The following is an 18933-nucleotide window of genomic DNA, read 5'->3' as shown; positions in this document are numbered from 1 at the left end:
GGCCCCGCCGCTCCCGTCACAGCCCCGCGAACGCGCTGGTCAGCAGCTCGAAGGCCCGGTCGACGAGGTCGGTGATGTCCTCCCGCCCGTCGCTCTCCGCCCACCGCATCACCGCCTCGGTGGTGGCGGCGCCGAGGACGGCGGCGGCGACGCGCATGTCGTACGTCGGCTCCTCGACGCCCGCCCGCCTGGTGAGCACGGCGAGGAACAGCTGCTGCGGGCTGTCGTTCGCCCGGTGCAGCCCGGCGCGCAGCGAGGGCACCTCGTGGACCAGCCGCATCCGGGCGAACAGTTCCTCCCGGTCGTGTTCGCGCAGGTGCCGGATCATGCCGAGCAGCGCCGCCCGGCAGGACTCCAGGAAGGGCTCGCCGGCCGGGCGCTGGAGTACGGCGGCGAGGATCGCCGGGTCGTACTCGTCGGTGAGGACGAGGTCCTCCTTGGTGGCGAAGTACCGGAAGAAGGTGGAGGGGGAGACCTCGGCGGCGGCGGCGATCTGTTCGACGGTGGTGCTGTCGAAGCCCTGGGCGGAGAAGAGCCGGTACGCCTCGCGGCGGATGGTCTGGCGGGTCTTGAGCTTCTTGCGCTCGCGCAGCGACAGCGGCGCCTCCAGCATGGCCTGGACCTCGTCGGTCGGGGCGTCCGGGAGGGCCGCGGTCGGCTGCTCGGTAGTCATGCCCTTGATTATCGGCGATCCGCCGCGGCGGCTGGAGCCCCCGCGGCGGGCATCCGGGCCGCGACCAGGAGCGCGGAGAGCACCGCGAGCACCCCGGCGACGAGCAGTACCAGCCCCATGCCGTGGACGTACGCCGCGTGCGCGGAGGTGCTGAGCGCGGGCTGTCCGGTGGTACGGGCGAGGGCGTCGGCGGCGACCACCGAGCCGCCGGCCCGGTGTGCGGCGTCGGCGGCCAGTCCGCCGGTGTCGAGCGCGCCCCGGTAGGCCCCGGCCAGCAGGCTGCCGAAGGCGGCGATGCCGATGGCGCCGCCGACCTGGCGCAGGGTCTGGAGCAGACCGGAGCCGACGCCGGCGCGGGCGGGCGGCAGGGTGACCAGGGCGGTGGCCTGGGCGGTGATCAGGGACAGGCCCATGCCGAAGCCGAGGACGACCAGCCAGATCACGGTGCGCCCGTAGCCGTCCGAGGCGCCGGTGCGGCTGCCGAACAGCAGGGCGGCGCCGAGCATGGCCAGGCCCGCGGTGATGACCGTACGGGCGCCGATCCGGTCGACGAGCCGGTCGGTGAGCCTGGCGGCGACCAGCAGGCCGAGCATCATCGGCATGAGCCGCAGTCCGGAGCCGAGCGCGTCGGTGCCCAGCACGCTCTGGAAGTAGAGGGGCAGGACGAAGAAGGCGCCGAAGAGGACGAGCGATATCAGGGTGGCGGCGACGGCGGACCAGCGGAAGGTCGGGTCGGCGAGCAGGCCGAGGTCGAGCATCGGGTCGTCCTGGCGGCGGCTGCGCAGCACGAGGGCGGTGAGCGCGAGCACCGAGCCGATGAGGGTGGCGAGCACCAGCGGGTCGCCCCAGCCGCGGTCGGCGCCCTCGATGATCCCGTAGGTGAGGGCGCTGAGGCCGCCCGCGGCGAGGAGGGTGGCGAGCGGGTCGATCCTGGGTGCGGCGGGGTTGCGGGTCTCCGGCAGCAGCAGGAGGCAGGCGAGGATGCCGACGGCGGTCAGCGGGACGTTGACGGCGAAGACCGAGCCCCACCAGAAGTGCTGGAGCAGGAGGCCGCCGATGAGGGGGCCGAGCGGGGCTCCGGCGGCGAGCGCGGCGGCCAGGACCGCGGTGGCGCGGCGCTGTTCGGCGGCGGGGAAGAGCCCGGGGATGACGGCCAGGGCCATCGGCATGACGAGGGCGCCGGCCAGGCCCATCGCGGCCCGGGCGGCGACGAGGGTGCCGGGGGAGTCGGCGAGCATGCCGATCACGGAGGCGAGCCCGAACAGGGCGAGGCCCACGGTGAGGGTGAGGCGGCGGCCGAAGCGGTCGCCGAGCAGTCCTGCGGGGAGCATCGCGGCGGCGAAGACGACGGTGTAGGCGTCGACGATCCACTGTTGCTGCCCGGTGCCGGCGTGCAGGTCCGCGGCGAGGGTGGGCAGGGCGACGTTCATGATCGTCATGTCGAAGCCGATCACCAGGGCGCTCAGGGCGACGGCGACCAGGGCGAGCCGGCGGCGCGGGTTCGCGGTGGGGGCGGCGGTGTCCTCGGCGGTGGCGGACACGGGCGGTGCGGTGGACATGGGTGACCTCCGGCGGGCCTCGGCGGGCTCCGTGGCGGGGCCCTTGGTGAGAGTCTCTGTCAAATGACAGTAACTCTCAAATGATTGTGACCGCCACGTGAATATGAGTGACCGCACGGCTGCGGAGTGTGATGTGTCCTGGAAGTGCTGCTTCCGCACACGGAATTGACGCAACGTTGATCTGTCGTTCGCCGCCCCGGGGCAGCCGCGAGTGACTGTCGGTAGATACCATGTGGCAATCGGTCAGTGCTGGCCGACGCGTGCCGAGAGCGGAGAAGGGGTGGGGCGGCAGGAGCCGACCACGAGCCCGGCGCCGGGAGAGGGGAAGCCGAAGTGGCCGACGACGGGAACGACGGGCGGGCGAGTGCCCAGGTGTGGAGCGGGGTGGTGGTCGTGGCCTCCGCGCTGGCCGTGGTCGCGGCCTATCTGATCAACGGCGCCCTGCTGGTCCTGACGGTCGCGGGCGTCGAGGTGCTGCTCGTCATGGTCCACGTGGCCCGCCGCTGGAGGGCGCTGCACCGGTCGCCCTCGCCCTCGCCCGCCGGGCACCGCCCGTCCCGGGGCATCCCCGATGCCGCGCACTGCGAGCGCTGCCGCCGGGCCCGCGAGGCGCTGGACGCCCGGCAGGCGCGCGGTCGCACCGCGTCGGCCGGGCGGCGGCCCGTGGCGGAGGCGGTGCTCCCCGAGGTCGGAGCGGACCTGCCGGGCATCGACGGTCCCGGCGTGGCCGAGCAGCTTCCGTACCCGCGCAGGTCGCCGGGCCGGGCTCCGTACGAGCGGCCCTGGACGGCGGAACGGGCGGCCGCCAGGTCCGTGGACCGTGCGACCGCCCGTCACAACGCGCCGGGTTCAGCCGGCCGTGCTGTACGCCACCAGTGAGACGCCGACGTACTGGACGATGAAGGCGCCGAGGGTGAAGGCGTGGAACACCTCGTGGAAGCCGAACCAGCGCGGTGAGGGGTTGGGCCGCTTGAGCCCGTACACCACGCCGCCGATGCTGTAGAGGACTCCGCCGACGATCATCAGCACCAGGACGGCGACGCCGCCGGTGCGCAGGAAGTCCGGCAGGAAGAAGACGGCGGCCCAGCCCAGCGCCAGGTAGACCGGGGTGTAGAGCCAGCGTGGCGCGCCGACCCAGAACACCCGGAAGGCGATCCCGGCGAGCGCCCCGCCCCAGGCGACCCAGAGCAGCACCTGCTGGTCGGCGCCCTTGAGCAGCAGCATCGTGAACGGCGTGTAGGTGCCCGCGATGATCAGGAAGATGTTCGCGTGGTCGAGCCGGCGCAGCACGGCGTCACCGCGCGGGCCCCAGTTGAAGCGGTGGTACACCGCGCTGACCCCGAACAACAGCCAGGCGCTGACCGAGTAGATCGCGCACGCGATCTTGGCGGGCGTGGAGTCGGCCAGGCAGATCAGGACGATCCCGGCGGCCACTGTCGCGGGGAACATTCCGGCGTGCAGCCAGCCCCGCCACTTCGGCTTGGCCTCGGTGGGCGCACTCTCCGAGAGCGCAGCAGCAGTCATGCGCAGCATGCTACCCGCTACCTACGCATCCGTAGGTTACTGATGCGTACGGAAGTGACGATCGCCACTCTTGGACGTTTTGGAGTATTCGAGGCCATGTTCGAAGCCTCCTGGACCGGCCGCCGAGGCCCTGTTACTGGCCAGTAATCATACTGACTGTAGTAAAAGATGCGTCAATTTCGCCTCGCCGCCCCAATCGGGCCCGAACCCCGGAGCTACGCTGCAAGCACCCTCAGACCCCCGCTACGCCGTCTCCTCGCCGAGATGGCGTGAAGGAGCGATCGTGTCGTACGAGATCTCTGCTCTCAGCGCCTCCGCGCCCACCCGCCACAAGCAGCTGCTTGCCTGGGTGAGTGAGATCGCCGAGCTCACCAAGCCGGACCGCATCGAGTGGTGCGACGGCTCCGACGAGGAGTACCAGCGCCTCGCGGACCTTCTGGTGGCTCAGGGCACCTTCAAGAAGCTGAACGAGGAGAAGCGCCCCAACTCCTACTACGCCGCCTCGGACCCGACGGACGTGGCGCGCGTGGAGGACCGCACCTACATCTGCTCCGAGCAGGAGAAGGACGCCGGCCCGACCAACAACTGGAAGGCCCCCGCCGAGATGCGGGAGCTGTTCCAGGGCGAGAAGGGCCTGTTCCGCGGCTCGATGAAGGGCCGCACGATGTACGTCGTGCCCTTCTCGATGGGCCCGGTCGGCTCCCCGCTGGCCGCCTACGGCGTCGAGATCACCGACTCCGCCTACGTCGCCGTCTCCATGCGCGTCATGACCCGCATGGGACAGGCCGTCCTGGACCAGCTCGGCGAGGACGGCGACTTCGTCAAGGCCGTGCACACCGTCGGCGCCCCGCTGGCCGAGGGCCAGGCGGACGTGGCGTGGCCGTGCAACACCACCAAGTACATCTCGCACTTCCCGGAGACCAAGGAGATCTGGTCCTTCGGCTCGGGCTACGGCGGCAACGCCCTGCTCGGCAAGAAGTGCTACGCGCTGCGCATCGCCTCGACCATGGCCCGCGACGAGGGCTGGCTGGCCGAGCACATGCTCATCCTCAAGCTCACCCCGCCGGCCGGCGGCGAGCCCAAGTACGTCACCGCCGCCTTCCCCTCGGCCTGCGGCAAGACCAACCTGGCCATGCTCCAGCCCACCATCGAGGGCTGGAAGGTCGAGACGATCGGCGACGACATCGCCTGGATGCGCTTCGGCGCCGACGGCCGCCTCTACGCCATCAACCCCGAGGCCGGCTTCTTCGGCGTCGCCCCCGGCACCGGCGTGGACACCAACGCCAACGCCATCGACACCCTGCACAGCAACACGGTGTTCACCAACGTCGCCCTCACCGACGACGGCGACGTGTGGTGGGAGGGCCTCACCGAGGAGCCCCCGGCGCACCTCACCGACTGGCGCGGCAACGACTGGACCCCCGAGTCCGGCACCCCGGCCGCCCACCCGAACGCCCGCTTCGCCGTCCCGGCCGCGCAGTGCCCGACCATCGCCCCGGAGTGGGAGGACCCGGCGGGCGTGCCGATCTCGGCGATCCTGTTCGGCGGCCGCCGCGCCACCGCCGTCCCGCTGGTGACGGAGTCCTTCGACTGGCAGCACGGCGTCTTCCTCGGCGCCAACATCGCCTCCGAGAAGACCGCCGCCGCCGAGGGCACCGTGGGCGAGCTGCGCCGCGACCCGTTCGCGATGCTGCCGTTCTGCGGCTACAACATGGGCGACTACTTCGCCCACTGGCTCAAGGTCGGCGCCGAGGCGGACGCCGCCAAGCTGCCGAAGATCTACTACGTCAACTGGTTCCGCAAGAACGCCGAGGGCAAGTTCGTCTGGCCCGGCTACGGCGAGAACAGCCGCGTGCTCAAGTGGATCGTCGAGCGCCTGCAGGGCACCGGCGAGGGCGTGGAGACCCCGATCGGCGTGCTGCCCACCGTCGAGGGCTTCGACCTCGGCGACCTGGAACTGTCCAAGGAGGACCTCGACCTGCTCTTCACCGTGGACGCCGACATCTGGCGCCAGGAGGCCGCGCTCGTGCCGGCCCACCTGGAGCTGTTCGGCGAGCACACCCCGAAGGAGCTGTGGGACGAGTACCGGAACCTCGTCGCGCGTCTGGGCTGAGCCTGAGCCTCGGACGAGACACAGGCGGACGCGCGGCACGAACCGCGCGCCCGCCGAGCGACAGGACGGCCGGAGTTCCGCCGGGCGGTCTTTCCCCGACCAAGGAGACCGCACGGCCCGGGACTCCGGCCGTAGTGTTACTACGGATGTAGTGGCACTACGCATGTAGTGCCACTACCGGAGTAGTGCCGCCGCGGCTACGGCTGCGGCTACGGCTGCGCGTAGCCGCCGAGGAAGTCGCCGATGCGGGTGACGGCGTCGGTGATCTCCTCGGGGCGGGGGAGGGTGACCAGGCGGAAGTGGTCGGGTTCGGGCCAGTTGAAGCCGGTGCCCTGGACGAGCAGGATGCGCTGGGAGCGCAGGAGGTCAAGGACCATCTGGGCGTCGTCCTTGATCTTGTGGACCTTCGGGTCGAGCCGGGGGAAGGCGTAGAGCGCGCCCTTGGGCTTGACGCAGCTGACGCCGGGGATCTGGTTGAGCAGCTCGTAGGCGGCGTCGCGGGAGGCGAGGAGGCGGCCGCCGGGCAGCAGCAGGTCCTTGATCGACTGGCGTCCGCCGAGTGCGGCGGCCACCGCGTGCTGGGCGGGCATGTTGGCGCACAGGCGCATCGAGGCGAGCACGGTGAGGCCCTCGATGTAGCTGCGGGCGCGGCTGCGGTCGCCGGAGAGCACCATCCAGCCGGAGCGGAAGCCCGCGACGCGGTACGCCTTGGAGAGTCCGTTGAAGGTGACGCAGAAGAGGTCGGGCGCCAGGGTGGCCAGCGGGACGTGCACGGCGTCGTCGTAGAGGATCTTGTCGTAGATCTCGTCGGCGTAGACGACCAGTTGGTGGCGGCGGGCGATCTCGGCCAGGCCCTCCAGCACCTCGCGCGGGTAGACCGCGCCGGTGGGGTTGTTGGGGTTGATCACGACCAGGGCCCTGGTCCGGTCGGTGATCCTGGCCTCGATGTCGGCGAGGTCCGGGTACCACTCGGACTGCTCGTCGCAGCGGTAGTGCACGGCGGTGCCGCCGGCCAGGGAGACGGAGGCCGTCCACAGCGGGTAGTCCGGAGCCGGGACGAGTACCTCGTCGCCGTCGTCCAGCAGTGCGGTCATGGCCAGCTGGATCAGTTCGGAGACGCCGTTGCCGAGGAAGACGTCGTCGACGCTCAGCCCGTGCAGGCCCCGCTCCTCGTAGTGCATGACGATGGCGCGCCGCGCGGAGAGCAGGCCCTTGGAGTCGCCGTAGCCGTGTGCGTTGGCGAGGTTGCGCAGGATGTCCTGCAGGATCTCCGGGGGCGCCTCGAAGCCGAAGGTGGCCGGGTTTCCGGTGTTGAGCTTGAGGATGCGGTGGCCCTGCTCCTCCAGCCGCATCGCCTCGTCGAGTACCGGGCCGCGGATGTCGTAGCAGACGTTGGCGAGCTTGCTGGACTGAATGACCTGCATGTCCGCCTACTTTAGGGGTACAAACGGTCCGCTCGGCGGGTCTCGGAAGGGGGGCTTCCGAGGGCTCGAACAGCCCCTCCGGGGCGGCCTTGGATCGACAGGCGGGGGCGTCGGGCGGCCTTCCAAACCGGCCGCAGGATGTCCGGAATGCTCGCGTATGCGAGGAGCACTGCCGCCCTCCCGTGGAGAAGGAGACGCACGGCACATGGCCCGGCACCCCTGCCGGCACGGCAGGATGTGGCCGACAGCCGGGTGGAGGAGGGGTGCGTCCGTGGTGACGGTCGTGGTCGTGGCGGTGTTGGTCGCTCTCCTGGCGGCCCCGGGGCAGCGCGCCCTGGTCGCCAGGTTCGCCGTGCCGGAGGGCGAACCCTGGTGCAGGGCCTGCCCGTCCTGCGGGCGGGGCTTCCGGCTGCTGCCGCCGACCGGGCGGTGCCCGCACTGCCGGGAGCGCCTCGGTTCCGGCCCCTGGTCGGTGGAGGCGGCGGCCGTGGCGGTGGCCGTCGCGGTGGCGTACGCGGCACACCGCCTGCCGGCCATGGCGCCGGCGCTGGGCTGGGCCGCCGCCGTCGGCGTGGTGCTCGGCGTCGTCGACGCCCGGGTGCGGAGGCTGCCCTACCGGCTGACCGTGCCGCTGATCGCCGGGGTGGCCGCCGCACTGGTCCTGGCGGCGGTGGCCGAGGGCCGGCCGGAGGCACTGCCGCGCTGCCTGCTGGTCGCGCTGGCGGTCGGCGCCGTGCTTGAACTCGCCGTCTGGCTGGGCGCGTTGGGCCCCGGAGACTCCCCGCTCGGCTTCGCCCTGGGCGGGCTGCTCGGCTGGTACGGCTGGTCGGCGGCGCTGAGCGGGCTGTTCGCCGCGGGGGTGCTCGCCGGCCTGTGGGCCGTCGTCCGGGCCGCCGCCGCGCTCGCCCGCCGCCGCCCGGTGCGCGGACTCCACCTCCCGGTGGGCCCCGCCGTACCGGGTGGGGTACGGCGGGCCCTGCCGCCGGCGCGCAGGCCCCACCCTCAAGGAGCGGCGCGCCGGGGGGAGTTGGGCTCAGGGGTGGAACCTCACGGCATCTTGTGCACGAAGGGGCCGACCGTGGTGGAGAACGCGTTGCCGTTGTTGGCGTCCCAGTTGGTGGACCAGGTCATCGCGCCCCGGATGGTGGGCCACTTGGCCGGCGGCACGAAGGTGCCGCAGTTGTTGCCGGTGGCCAGGCAGTCCAGCGCGTTGTTCACCACGGTCGGCGAGACGTAGCCGCCGCCGGCCGCCCGCGAGGAGGCGGGGACGCCGATGCCGACCTGGTCGGGCCGCAGGCCGCCCTGGATGTGGGTGCAGACCTGCGAGGTGATGAAGTCGATGGTGCCCTGGTTGTAGACCTTGCCGTCGCAGCCGTTCATGCCGCCCGAGTTGTAGAACTGGGTGTTGACGACGGTCAGGATGTCCTTGGTGTTCAGCGCCAGCTGGAAGTACGCGCCCGCGGTGCTGTACATCCCGATGGTCTCCGGGGCCATCGTCAGGATGAAGCCCGGGCCGACCTTGGCCTGGAGGGCGTGCAGCGCGTTGCCGAGCGGACCGGCCTGGACGCCGTTCTCCAGGTCGACGTCGACGCCGTCGAAGCCGTAGTCCTTGATGATCCCGTAGGCGCTGTTGGCGAAGTTGTTGCCGGCCGTCGCGTCGCCCACCGTGATGGCGCCGTTCTGGCCGCCGATGGAGAGGACGACCTTCTTGCCGGCGGCCTGCTTGGCCTTGATGTCGGCGCGGAACTGCGCGTCGGTGTAGCCGCCGAGCGCCTTGGACAGGCCCGGGTCCAGGGTGAAGCTGATCGCGCCGGTCTGCGTGGGCACCGCGTCGGCGAAGGAGACCGCGATGATGTCGTACGCGCTCTGCACGTCGCTCAGGCGCTGCGCGGTCGAGCCGTTGTCGAAGTTCTGCCAGTAGCCGGTGATCGCGTGGGCGGGCAGGCCCGTGACCGGCGGGGTGGTGCCGGTCGGGGTGGCGGTCGGCGTGGCCGTGGGGGTCGGGGTCGCCGTCGGGGTGGCGGTCGCCGTGGGAGTGGGCGTCGCGGTCTGCGTGGGCGTGGCGGTGGCGGTCGGGGTGGCGGTCGGGGACGGCGTGGAGGTGCCGCCGGGGCCGATCAGCTGGACGTCGTCGGCCACGTACGCGCTCTGCCCGTACCAGCCGTGCAGGTAGACGGTCACGCTGGTGGTGTTCGCGCCGGTGGTGAAGCTGGTGGAGAGCTGGTTCCAGCTGTTCTGGTTCGACCAGGTCGACGGGTCGGTGCCGCCGGTGCCGCGGGCGCCGAGGTAGACGTACGGGCCCTGCACCCAGGAGCTCAGCGTGTAGCTGGAGTTGGGCAGGACGCTGATGGTCTGGGTGCACTCGCCGGTGTCGCCCGCGCCGGGGGTGGCCTGCAGCGCGCCGGTGCCGGAGTGGACCGGGGAGGAGACGGCGGCCGCGGCACCGGTGCAGGACCAGCCGCTCAGGCCGTTCTCGAACCCGCCGTTGGAGGCCAGGTTGCCGACGGCCGCGCTGGCGCCGCCGGCGAAGAGGGCGAGGCCGCCGCCGGCGATGGCGAGGGCGGTGGCACCGGCCGCGACGGCCGGGAGGGGGCTGCGCCGGCGCTTGTGGGCAGGCTGGTTCGGCGTACGGGCCATGGGGTGACGCTCCTGGGGGAGGAGCGGCCGCTGCGGTGGGGGGCGCGGCGGCCGCGTGTGGGGGAGGGCGTTGCGTCTGGAGTGAGCCGGTGAGGCGAGCGGGGGTCGCTGCGTCCTGGGTCACAAGCTGGACTAGACCATTGCCGGTCGTCAAGCATTGGACGAACGGTTTACGGATTACTTAAGGAATCGGAGACCGTTCCGTGTTCATGGCGCAAACGCCCTCCGGAGCCCCGCGACACGCCGCGCGACACGCGCCGCGGCAGGCCCCCGCCACACCCCCGACACGCCTGCCGGGACAGACTCCGTACAGGACCGTGACCAGACCGCTACCTGCGGCTTTACCGGGTGCCTGCCCACCGGAGTAGGCTGCGCCGGGGGCTGAGACGCACCACCTGAACGAAGCACGGAGGGGCCGGGAACCATGGGTCTGCGCGATGTCGCCGAACGGACGCCGGGGCTGCGCACCCTGCTGGACGGGATGTACGGGCTCTACGGCCGCCGCGTCGAGGTGCACCTCGCGCGCACCCCGCACCACATCGGCGTGATCCTGGACGGCAACCGCCGCTGGGCGAAGGCGACCGGCGGCTCCACCGCCTACGGCCACCAGCGCGGCGCCGACAAGATCACCGAGTTCCTCGGCTGGTGCGACGAGACCCACGTCAAGGTCGTCACCCTCTGGATGCTCTCCACCGACAACCTCGACCGCCCGGCCGACGAGCTCGTCCCGCTGCTCGGCATCATCGAGGAGGCCGTCACGGGCCTGGCCGCCGCCCGCCGCTGGCGGGTCAACCCGGTCGGCGCCCTGGACCTGCTGCCCGAGCACACCGCCGGCGTCCTCAAGCGCGCGGCCGAGCAGACCGCCGGGATCGACGGCATCACCGTCAACGTCGCCGTCGGCTACGGCGGCCGGCACGAGATCGCCGACGCCGTCCGCTCGCTGCTCCAGGAGCAGGCCGGCCGCGGCACCTCGATCGAACAGCTGGCCGAGGTCCTGACCGTCGAGCACATCTCCGAGCACCTCTACACCCGCGACCAGCCCGACCCGGACCTCATCATCCGCACCTCGGGCGAGCAGAGGCTGTCCGGATTCCTGCTCTGGCAGAGCGCCCACAGCGAGTTCTACTTCTGCGAGGCGTACTGGCCGGCCTTCCGCAAGGTGGACTTCCTGCGGGCCCTGCGCGCGTACGAACAGCGTCAGCGCCGAATGGGTCTCTGACCCCCGACGGGGGTCCGACAGGGGTCCGTTGGCGGGCCCGCCCGCCGAATGACCGCCGTAGGGCTGGCCTACCCGAGCCCCTCGCGAGGCCAAACGTTCACCGGCAATGATCCGTCAGTTCGCCGGGGGCGCGAATGCACCGCCGCTCGCCTGGGAATACTCCCTTCCAGACCGGCCTCGAGGCCACCGGGGCAGCGGGGGCCGGCATGCCGCGGATGACGCAGGGTCATCCGCTCTGGAGGCCACGTGGTCAGTTCCAAGAGCCGCCGGACACCAGACCGGCGCACGTACGTTCTCGACACCAGCGTGCTCCTGGCGGACCCTCTCGCCATGACCCGCTTCGAGGAGCACGAGGTCGTGCTCCCCGTGGTGGTGGTCACCGAGCTGGAGGACAAGCGACACCACCCGGAGCTGGGGTACTTCGCCCGGCAGGCGCTGCGCCTGCTCGACGACTACCGCATCCGCTTCGGCCGGCTCGACGAGCCGATCCCGGTGGGGGAGCTGGGCGGCACGATCCGCGTCGAGCTCAACCACTCCGACCTGTCGATACTGCCGGCCGGTTACCGCGCCGGTGGAGGTGAGGCCGACGCCCGCATCCTGGCCGTCGCCCGCAACCTGCAGGCCGAGGGCTACGACGTCACGGTGGTCTCCAAGGACCTCCCGCTGCGGATCAAGGCCAGCTCGGTGGGCCTGCTCGCCGAGGAGTACCGGGCCGAGTTGGCGATCACCTCGGGCTGGACGGGCATGTCCGAGCTGCACGTCCCGGCGGACCAGGTGGACGCGCTGTTCGGTGCCGGTCACGACGCCTCGGTGGACATCGACGGCGCCGGCGAACTGCCCGTCCACACGGGCCTGGTGCTCACCTCGGAGCGCGGCCGGGCGCTGGGCCGGGTCACCGGTGACGGGCGGGTGCGGCTGGTGCGGGGGGAGCGCGAGGCGTTCGGGCTGCGGGGACGCAGCGCCGAGCAGAGGGTCGCGCTGGACCTCCTGCTGGACCCGGAGATCGGCATCGTCTCGATGGGCGGCCGGGCCGGCACCGGGAAGTCGGCGCTGGCGCTGTGCGCGGGCCTGGAAGCGGTCCTGGAGCGGGGCCAGCACCGCAAGGTGATGGTCTTCCGGCCGCTGTACGCGGTGGGCGGGCAGGAACTGGGCTACCTCCCGGGCAGCGAGGCGGAGAAGATGGGCCCCTGGGCCCAGGCGGTGTTCGACACCCTCTCCGCGGTGACCACGCCGGACGTGATCGAGGAGGTCATCTCCCGCGGGATGCTGGAGGTGCTGCCGCTCACCCACATCCGCGGGCGCTCGCTGCACGACGCCTTCGTGATCGTGGACGAGGCGCAGTCGCTGGAACGCAACGTCCTGCTGACGGTGCTGTCCCGGATCGGCCAGAACTCGCGGGTGGTGCTCACCCACGACGTGGCGCAGCGGGACAACCTTCGGGTGGGCCGGTACGACGGCGTGGTGGCGGTGGTGGAGAAGTTGAAGGGGCATCCGCTCTTCGCTCACATCACGCTCACGCGCTCGGAGCGTTCGCCGATCGCGGCGCTGGTCACGGAGATGCTGGAGGACATCCAGCCGTGATCCGCCCCTGATCGGGGCATAGTCGGACAATACGGTCAACTGGCCGCGCGGGGCCCGCTTCTGAGGGAGCGGGCCCCGCTTCCCGTGCGCCTGTGACGTCACGGTGAATGTGACATGCGCCACGCGGGCGGGAATTGCGTCGACACCGTCGCTTGCGGCATGGTGAGGGTTCTGTCAGGCCCCGCGTACGGCGCGGCAGGGCCTCCGAGTATCGGGGGTCAGGCCCCGGATGGTCCGCCAACTCCGGTCGGTGGACACACAATTGAAGACCGATGGGCCGTACGCCGCCCGATCCAAACGCTCGGTCGCCTCATCTCGACCGGACGCCGGGCCAGCACCTCCCGTGACCAGAGCACCGTGCGGAGGTCCGTGTTCAGGGGCATCTTGCGCCCGTACGGTCACGCGTGGGCGATGCTGGAAGGAATCCATGTGACTCGGATCTCGGTCCGGGGAGTCGCTGTGGCCTCTGCCACCGCCGTCACCGCAGTCGGTGCCGTCGTGGGCATGGCCTCGGGCAGCGAGGGCAAGACCACGCAGACGGTCGACGTCGCCGGCGCGACCCTGCTTGCCGAAGTCCCCTCTGGCGCCCAGGCGCAGACCATCAGCGACAACATCGGTCAGCAGGCGACCGCCCAGCAGGCTTCCGCCGACGCCGCCGTCAAGGCCGCCGCCGAGCAGAAGGCCGCCGAGGAGGCCGCGCGCCAGAAGGCCGCCGCGGACGCCCAGGCGAAGGCCGCTGCCCAGGCGAAGGCCGACGCCGACGCCAAGGCCGCGGACGACGCCCGCAAGGCCGAGGCCGCCAACCGGTCCAAGGCCCGGTCGGCGCTGACCGCCACCGACAGCGCGCCCCCGGTCTCGGTCAGCCCGGGTTCCGTCCAGGACATCGCCCGCCAGATCGTCGGCGACGACGCCCAGTTCCAGTGCTTCAGCAACATCGTGAAGCGCGAGAGCGGCTGGGACTACACCGCGACGAACAAGGGCTCCGGCGCGTACGGCCTGGTCCAGGCGCTGCCCGGCTCCAAGATGGCCTCCGCCGGTGCCGACTGGCGCACCAACCCCGCCACCCAGATCAAGTGGGGCCTCGGCTACATGAACAGCCGCTACGGCAGCCCCTGCGGCGCCTGGTCGTTCTGGCAGAGCCACAGCTGGTACTAAGGAGCCCCCGCTCTTTCCGACGGCCCCCGGCCGACCCGTCCGCGTGACGGGCCGACCGGGGGCCGTCGCCGTTCCGGCTGCCGCCGGTCCCCGAGGGGTGCGGACGCGGCGCGCGGGGAGGGGTCCTGGTGCTCCCCGCGCGGCCGGTCCGCCGGCGGTTGGCTCTCGATCCGCTGCCGGTAGGGCTCCCCGTTCGGAGTCCTCCCCGGAGGTTTCCGTCCGAAACGGTTGGAACATAGGTATTTGTCCACTTTTTTCGAATGAGTGGATCGAGTCGAACGCGCTGTGGGGCGGACCGGCCGCCCCCACGCCCGGTAGCGTCATCCCTGACGGCCGTGGCGGGACCCACGGCGTCCCGCCGTGGGCGGGAGGGAGCGGCAGGGAAGCGGTGGGCACGAGGATGGCGCGGGGCGGAAAGGCTTTCAAGGCCGTGGCCAAGGGCATGGCCGTGGTCGCGAGCGCGGCCGCCGTGATCGAACGGCGCCGGCGCGCCGCGATGGCGGCCGAACCGCACGAACTCGCCGCCGCCGACGCGGCCGGAACGGCGGCGGAACCGCACATCGACCAGGCCCCCTCGGCCTCTCCTGCGCTCTCGGCCTCCTCGGTCTCCTCAGCATCCGGGGCCGTCGCGGTGCCGCAGCCCGCGCCGGCCGCGCCCGCGCCGCTGCCCGCCGTGCCGACGGCGGGGGCGGCCGCGGCGCCCAGGCCCGTCGCCGTGGCCACCGCGCCGCCCGCGCAGGCCACCCTCGGGCGCGAGTACCACCCGGGCCGGCCGGCGACCCCCGCCGAGGCGGTGCCCTGGGGGTTGCGGGTGGCCGCCGAGTCGACCTGGCGGCTGCTGCTGCTCGGCGCCGCGCTCTACGTCGTCTTCTACGTCGTCGACATGCTGCGGCTGGTCGCGCTGTCGATGCTGGCCTCCCTGCTGATCACCGCGCTGCTGGAGCCCTCGGTCTCCTGGCTGCGCCGGCGCGGGGTGCCGCGCGCCCTGGCGGCGGGCGGGGTGTTCCTGAGCGGTCTGGCCGGGATCGGGCTGGTCGGCTGGTTCGTCGTCTGGCAGGTGACGGACAACGTGGGCACCGTCACCACCAAGGTGAAGACCGGTGTCGACCAGATGCGGGACTGGCTGATCGACGGGCCGTTCCACCTGACCCACCAGCAGATCACCGACTTCGCCAACCAGATCACCGGGGCGATCACCACCAACACGGATCAGCTCACCTCGGTCTCCATCACCGGGGCGCAGATCGCCGTCGAGGTGCTGACCGCGCTGATGATGACCTTCTTCACCACCTTCTTCTTCCTCTACGACGGCGCGAAGATCTGGAACTGGGCGCTGCGCTGCCTGCCCCGCCAGTCCCGCTTCGCGATGGCCGGGGCCGGGCCGAAGGCGTGGGCGACGCTCACCGCGTACGTGCGCGGGACGGTCTGCGTGGCCTTCATCGACGCGGTCTGCATCGGCGTCGGCGTGGACGCGCTGGGCGTGCCGCTGGCGATGCCGATGGCCGTGATCATCTTCCTGGGCGCCTTCGTGCCGCTGGTCGGCGCCCTGGTCACCGGCACCGTCGCGGTGCTGATCGCGCTGGTCACCCAGGGGCCGTGGACGGCGTTGATGGTGCTGGTGGTGCTGATCGTGGTGATGCAGGTGGAGAGCCACATCCTGCAGCCGCTGATCCTCGGACGGGCCGTGCGGGTGCACCCGCTGGGCGTGGTGCTGGGCGTCGCGGCCGGCGGCATCGTCGGCGGGATCGGGGGCGCGGTGGTCGCCGTCCCGCTGATCGCGGTGACCAACACCGTGATCGGCCACCTGCGGCGGCGCAACGAGGCCGGGCAGGCCGTCTTCACCGCGCTGGAGGCCGCCCGGGAGGCCGCCGAGCGCACCGCCGCGGCCCCGCAGCCCCAGCCCGAGGAGCACCACGAGCCCGTGAAGCACCACGAGCCCGTGAAGCACCATGAACCCGAGAGGCACCCGGAGCCGCATCCGCACCCTCAGGTGCAGCCCGCGACGGAGTAGCCGGCGACGGAGCAGTCGGCACGGTACGGCGAAGGGCCCCGCCCGGACGTGGTGTCCGGGCGGGGCCCTTCGCGCGTGGACCGCGGGGTGGTGCGGGTGCGTCAGGCGTCGATGGAGGCCAGCGCGGCCTCGGAGTCGAGGACGCTCGCCACGGCCTGCAGCACGGAGGCGATCTTGACCGACGCCTGGACGACCTCGCGGTCGACCCCGGCCTTGCGCAGCACGGCCTCGTGGGAGTCGAGGCACTGGCCGCAGCCGTTGATGGCCGAGACGGCGAAGCACCACAGCTCGAAGTCGATCTTCTCGACGCCCGGGGTGCCGATGATGTTCATCCGCAGACCGGCCCGCATCGTGCTGTACTCCTTGTCGGAGAGCAGGTGCAGCGTCCGGTAGTAGACGTTGTTCATCCCCATGATCGCGGCCGCGCCCTTGGCGGCGGTGTACGCCTCCGGGGAGAGGTTGGCCTTGGCCTCGGGCTCCAGCTCGCGGAGCAGGCCGGGGCTGCGGGTGGCCATCGCGCAGGAGAGCACGGTGCCCCAGAGCTGCTGGGCGGGGAGGTCGGAGTTGCCGATGACCGAGCCCAGGTTGAGCTTGAGGTCCTTGGCGTAGTCCGGGAGGGCGGCCTTCAGGTCGTCGAGGGCCATGGGTCAGCCGGCCAGCAGGGACTCGGCGTCGAGGGTGTCCTCGCCCTTGTTCCAGTTGCAGGGGCACAGCTCGTCGGTCTGCAGGGCGTCCAGCACCCGCAGGACCTCCTTGGGGTTACGGCCGACGGAGCCGGCGGTCACCATGACGAACTGGATCTCGTTGTTCGGGTCGACGATGAACACGGCGCGCTGGGCGGTGCCGTCCTCGTTCTCGACGCCGCAGTCGCGCATCAGGTCGTGCTTGATGTCGGCCAGCATCGGGAAGGGCAGGTCGCGCAGGTCCTTGTGGTCCTTGCGCCAGGCGTGGTGCACGAACTCGGAGTCGCCGGAGACGCCGAGGATCTGGGCGTCGCGGTCGGCGAACTCGTCGTTCAGCTTGCCGAACGCGGCGATCTCGGTCGGGCAGACGAAGGTGAAGTCCATCGGCCAGAAGAAGACGACCTTCCACTTGCCCTCGTAGGACTTGTGGTTGATGTCGGCGAAGGCGCTCGCGGCATCCAGGTCGACACAAGCCTTGAGGTCGAACTCGGGGAACTTGTCACCGATCGTGAGCACGTGCGCTTCTCCTGAGGTGAGACTGAGGGAAATTTGTCCGGATTCCGGACGCGTTCCACATTTCCACATCGTGGACTGATCAGGGAAATCGCTACCCTGGATGTGTCTGATCGGAGGTTGTTATCAGTACCGAATCGTCCACGTCGCGCCCGGGCGCCCGCAGGGGCTCCGCGGCCAAACACGACGGGCCTGTGGCGAGCGCCACAGTCCGCTCCCCGCGCACGCCCACCGTCGCCCAGCTGCGGGCCTTCGTCGCCGTCGCCGAGCACCGGCACTTCCGGGAGGCCGCCGCGGCCACCGGGACCAGCCAGCCCGCGCTGTCGGGGGCCGTCGCCGCCCTGGAGGAGTCGCTCGGGGCGCAGCTCATCGAGCGTACGACGCGCAAGGTGATCGTCACCCCTCTGGGGGAGCGCGTGCGCGTTCACGCGCGCCGGGTGCTGGCCTCGCTGCAGGCGCTCACCGAGGAGGTCGAGGCCGCCCGCCGGCCGTTCACCGGGCCGCTGCACCTGGGTGTCATCCCGACGGTGGCGCCCTACCTGCTGCCCACCGTGCTGCGGCTGGTCCGCGACCGCTTCAAGGAACTGGAGCTGCACGTCCACGAGGAGCGCACCCCCTCGCTGCTCGAGGGCCTGGCCTCCGGGCGACTCGACGTGCTGCTGCTCGCGCTGCCGGCCGGCGGCAGCTCGCCGACCCGGGACATCCCGCTGTTCGACGAGGACTTCGTGCTGGTCACCCCGCCCGGGCACCCGCTGGCCGGGCGGATCGACGTGCCGCGCGACGTGCTGCTCGACCTGGAGGTGCTGCTGCTCGAGGAGGGGCACTGCCTGCGCGACCAGGCGCTGGACATCTGCCGCGAGGTGGGCGCCGACCCGGGGGGCTCCACCACCCGGGCGGCGGGGCTGTCCACGCTCGTCCAGCTCGTCGCCGGGGGGCTCGGGGTGACGCTGCTCCCGGCCACCGCGCTGGACGTCGAGGCGGGGCGCACCGACCGGCTGGCCGCCGTGCGCTTCGCCGGCCCGGCGCCGGGCCGGCGGATCGGGCTGGCCACCCGGCCGGGGTCGGCGCGCAGCGCCGAGTACGAGTGGTTCGCTGCGGCGCTGCGGGAGGTGCTGGCGGAGCTGCCGGTGCGGATCGTCAGCTGACGGGGTGCGGCCGGCCGACCGCGGGCTCGCCCAGGCAGAGTCCGACGGTCGTGGCGACGAGCAGTTCCAGTCCGCGCAGGGTCTCGGGGTCCGGCTCGTCGTCGGTGCTGCGCAGTGTGAGGTGGCGGGCGGTCAGGCCGTCGAAGCCGCTGAGGAAGTGGACGGCGATCAGGTTCGCGGGGAGTGCCAGGGTCAGGCCGTGGGCCTCGGCCAGCGCGGTGAGCATCTCGGTGGCGGTGCCCTCGATCTCGCGCTGGAAGCCCTGCATGATCTCCTTCACGTCCGCGTCGCGCATCGCCAGCGCGCCGAACTCGCTCAGCAGCATGCAGTGCCCGTCCGCGCAGGTGGCGGCCTCCCAGATGGCGTGGACGAGGGTACTGACCTGCTCGCCGAAGGTGCCGTCGCCGGGGGAGGAGGCGCGCACCGCGCCCATGAAGTCGGCGGTGACCTGCTCGACGACGGCCCGGTAGAGGTCCTTCTTGGTGCCGAAGGTGTAGTGCACCGTCGCCTGGGCCACGCCGAGTTCGGCCGCGATGGCCCGAGTGCTGGCGGCCGTGACCCCCACGCGGGTCATCAACTCGATGGCGGCCTGGACCAGCTGTGGGCGGCGTTCGGAGGCGGGGACGTGTGCCATGGCGCCAGGGTATCGCCATGGTCGACCAACTGCGTCAAACGATCCTGTCGGCCGATTGGGTC

Annotated in this window: 15 protein-coding genes and 1 pseudogene; 8 read left to right on the top strand and 8 right to left on the bottom strand. The window is 71.9% G+C overall.

The genetic code is table 11. From position 1 onward, the window contains the following. Positions 1-16 precede the first annotated feature (16 nt). Together IH61_RS0132615 and IH61_RS0132610 are read right to left on the bottom strand one after the other, a co-directional pair. On the bottom strand, positions 17-673 hold the full coding sequence (locus tag IH61_RS0132615) for a TetR family transcriptional regulator (protein ID WP_078911573.1): 657 nt from the start codon (positions 671-673) through the stop codon (positions 17-19). Between the two features lie 8 nt (positions 674-681). Next, the gene (locus IH61_RS0132610; RefSeq protein WP_051838467.1) at positions 682-2232 is read right to left on the bottom strand and encodes an MFS transporter; all 1551 of its coding nucleotides are present in this window, start codon (positions 2230-2232) and stop codon (positions 682-684) included. Between the two features lie 333 nt (positions 2233-2565). On the opposite strand from IH61_RS0132610, the gene IH61_RS0132605 reads away from it, so the two are divergent. After that, on the top strand, positions 2566-3111 hold the full coding sequence (locus tag IH61_RS0132605) for a hypothetical protein (RefSeq protein ID WP_031076525.1): 546 nt from the start codon (positions 2566-2568) through the stop codon (positions 3109-3111). On the opposite strand, the gene trhA is transcribed toward IH61_RS0132605, so the two are convergent. Further along, on the bottom strand, positions 3082-3756 hold the full coding sequence (gene trhA / locus IH61_RS0132600) for a PAQR family membrane homeostasis protein TrhA (protein WP_031076524.1): 675 nt from the start codon (positions 3754-3756) through the stop codon (positions 3082-3084). The genes IH61_RS0132605 and trhA overlap by 30 nt on opposite strands. Positions 3757-4039: 283 nt before the next feature. On the opposite strand from trhA, the gene IH61_RS0132595 reads away from it, so the two are divergent. After that, on the top strand, positions 4040-5869 hold the full coding sequence (locus IH61_RS0132595) for a phosphoenolpyruvate carboxykinase (GTP) (protein WP_031076522.1): 1830 nt from the start codon (positions 4040-4042) through the stop codon (positions 5867-5869). 209 nt (positions 5870-6078) lie between these two features. Here the strand turns inward: IH61_RS0132595 and IH61_RS0132590 are convergent, their stop codons facing one another. Further along, positions 6079-7293 (bottom strand): pyridoxal phosphate-dependent aminotransferase, encoded by a 1215-nt coding sequence (locus IH61_RS0132590; RefSeq protein ID WP_031076520.1) that lies wholly within the window; start codon positions 7291-7293, stop codon positions 6079-6081. Between IH61_RS0132590 and IH61_RS50070 the strand changes: the two are divergent. Beyond that, a pseudogene (locus tag IH61_RS50070) lies at positions 7283-8161 on the top strand (prepilin peptidase); the annotation flags it as partial. The gene IH61_RS0132590 and the pseudogene IH61_RS50070 overlap by 11 nt on opposite strands. Before the next feature lie 179 nt (positions 8162-8340). Here the strand turns inward: IH61_RS50070 and IH61_RS0132585 are convergent. Continuing rightward, positions 8341-9930: a chitinase gene (locus tag IH61_RS0132585; protein WP_031076518.1), complete on the bottom strand. Its 1590-nt coding sequence runs from the start codon at positions 9928-9930 to the stop codon at positions 8341-8343. A 424-nt stretch (positions 9931-10354) separates the two neighbouring features. Here IH61_RS0132585 and IH61_RS0132575 point away from each other — a divergent pair, with 424 nt between their 5' ends. The 4 genes from IH61_RS0132575 to IH61_RS0132560 all read left to right on the top strand — a co-directional run bounded on the left by IH61_RS0132575 (position 10355) and on the right by IH61_RS0132560 (position 15896). Continuing rightward, complete coding sequence (locus tag IH61_RS0132575; RefSeq protein WP_051838466.1) at positions 10355-11149, top strand: isoprenyl transferase; 795 nt, start codon at positions 10355-10357, stop codon at positions 11147-11149. Positions 11150-11395: 246 nt separating this feature from the next. Then, the gene (locus IH61_RS0132570) at positions 11396-12730 is read left to right on the top strand and encodes a PhoH family protein (protein WP_031076515.1); all 1335 of its coding nucleotides are present in this window, start codon (positions 11396-11398) and stop codon (positions 12728-12730) included. 429 nt (positions 12731-13159) lie between these two features. Continuing rightward, the gene (locus IH61_RS0132565; protein WP_031076514.1) at positions 13160-13885 is read left to right on the top strand and encodes a transglycosylase SLT domain-containing protein; all 726 of its coding nucleotides are present in this window, start codon (positions 13160-13162) and stop codon (positions 13883-13885) included. A gap of 388 nt (positions 13886-14273) precedes the next feature. Next, positions 14274-15896: an AI-2E family transporter gene (locus IH61_RS0132560; protein WP_234327426.1), complete on the top strand. Its 1623-nt coding sequence runs from the start codon at positions 14274-14276 to the stop codon at positions 15894-15896. Positions 15897-15997: 101 nt separating this feature from the next. On the opposite strand, the gene IH61_RS0132555 is transcribed toward IH61_RS0132560, so the two are convergent. Together IH61_RS0132555 and IH61_RS0132550 are read right to left on the bottom strand one after the other, a co-directional pair. Beyond that, positions 15998-16540, bottom strand: a complete 543-nt coding sequence (locus IH61_RS0132555; RefSeq protein WP_031076511.1) for an alkyl hydroperoxide reductase — start codon at positions 16538-16540, stop codon at positions 15998-16000. Between the two features lie 3 nt (positions 16541-16543). After that, entirely contained in the window at positions 16544-17095 is a 552-nt protein-coding gene (locus IH61_RS0132550) for a peroxiredoxin (protein WP_031076510.1), read from the bottom strand. Between the two features lie 191 nt (positions 17096-17286). Between IH61_RS0132550 and IH61_RS0132545 the strand changes: the two genes are divergently transcribed. Continuing rightward, the gene (locus IH61_RS0132545; RefSeq protein WP_031076509.1) at positions 17287-18237 is read left to right on the top strand and encodes a LysR substrate-binding domain-containing protein; all 951 of its coding nucleotides are present in this window, start codon (positions 17287-17289) and stop codon (positions 18235-18237) included. Here IH61_RS0132545 and IH61_RS0132540 read toward each other — a convergent pair. Beyond that, positions 18230-18871, bottom strand: coding sequence for a TetR/AcrR family transcriptional regulator (locus IH61_RS0132540; protein WP_037973669.1), 642 nt, complete (start codon positions 18869-18871; stop codon positions 18230-18232). The genes IH61_RS0132545 and IH61_RS0132540 overlap by 8 nt on opposite strands. Positions 18872-18933 lie beyond the last annotated feature (62 nt).

Source organism: Streptomyces sp. NRRL WC-3742 (genome assembly GCF_000720635.1).
Taxonomy (GTDB): domain Bacteria; phylum Actinomycetota; class Actinomycetes; order Streptomycetales; family Streptomycetaceae; genus Kitasatospora.
Note: the sequence above shows the minus strand (reverse complement) of the source record. Positions and strands in the feature narration are given on the sequence as shown.

Excerpts from the sequence above, each read along its gene's own strand:
- IH61_RS0132615 (WP_078911573.1), bottom strand. The coding sequence starts at position 673 with ATGACTACCGAGCAGCCGACCGCGGCCCTCCCGGACGCCCCGACCGAC.
- IH61_RS0132610 (WP_051838467.1), bottom strand. The coding sequence starts at position 2,232 with ATGTCCACCGCACCGCCCGTGTCCGCCACCGCCGAGGACACCGCCGCC.
- trhA (WP_031076524.1), bottom strand. The coding sequence starts at position 3,756 with ATGACTGCTGCTGCGCTCTCGGAGAGTGCGCCCACCGAGGCCAAGCCG.
- IH61_RS0132590 (WP_031076520.1), bottom strand. The coding sequence starts at position 7,293 with ATGCAGGTCATTCAGTCCAGCAAGCTCGCCAACGTCTGCTACGACATC.
- IH61_RS0132585 (WP_031076518.1), bottom strand. The coding sequence starts at position 9,930 with ATGGCCCGTACGCCGAACCAGCCTGCCCACAAGCGCCGGCGCAGCCCC.
- IH61_RS0132575 (WP_051838466.1), top strand. The coding sequence starts at position 10,355 with ATGGGTCTGCGCGATGTCGCCGAACGGACGCCGGGGCTGCGCACCCTG.
- IH61_RS0132555 (WP_031076511.1), bottom strand. The coding sequence starts at position 16,540 with ATGGCCCTCGACGACCTGAAGGCCGCCCTCCCGGACTACGCCAAGGAC.
- IH61_RS0132540 (WP_037973669.1), bottom strand. The coding sequence starts at position 18,871 with ATGGCACACGTCCCCGCCTCCGAACGCCGCCCACAGCTGGTCCAGGCC.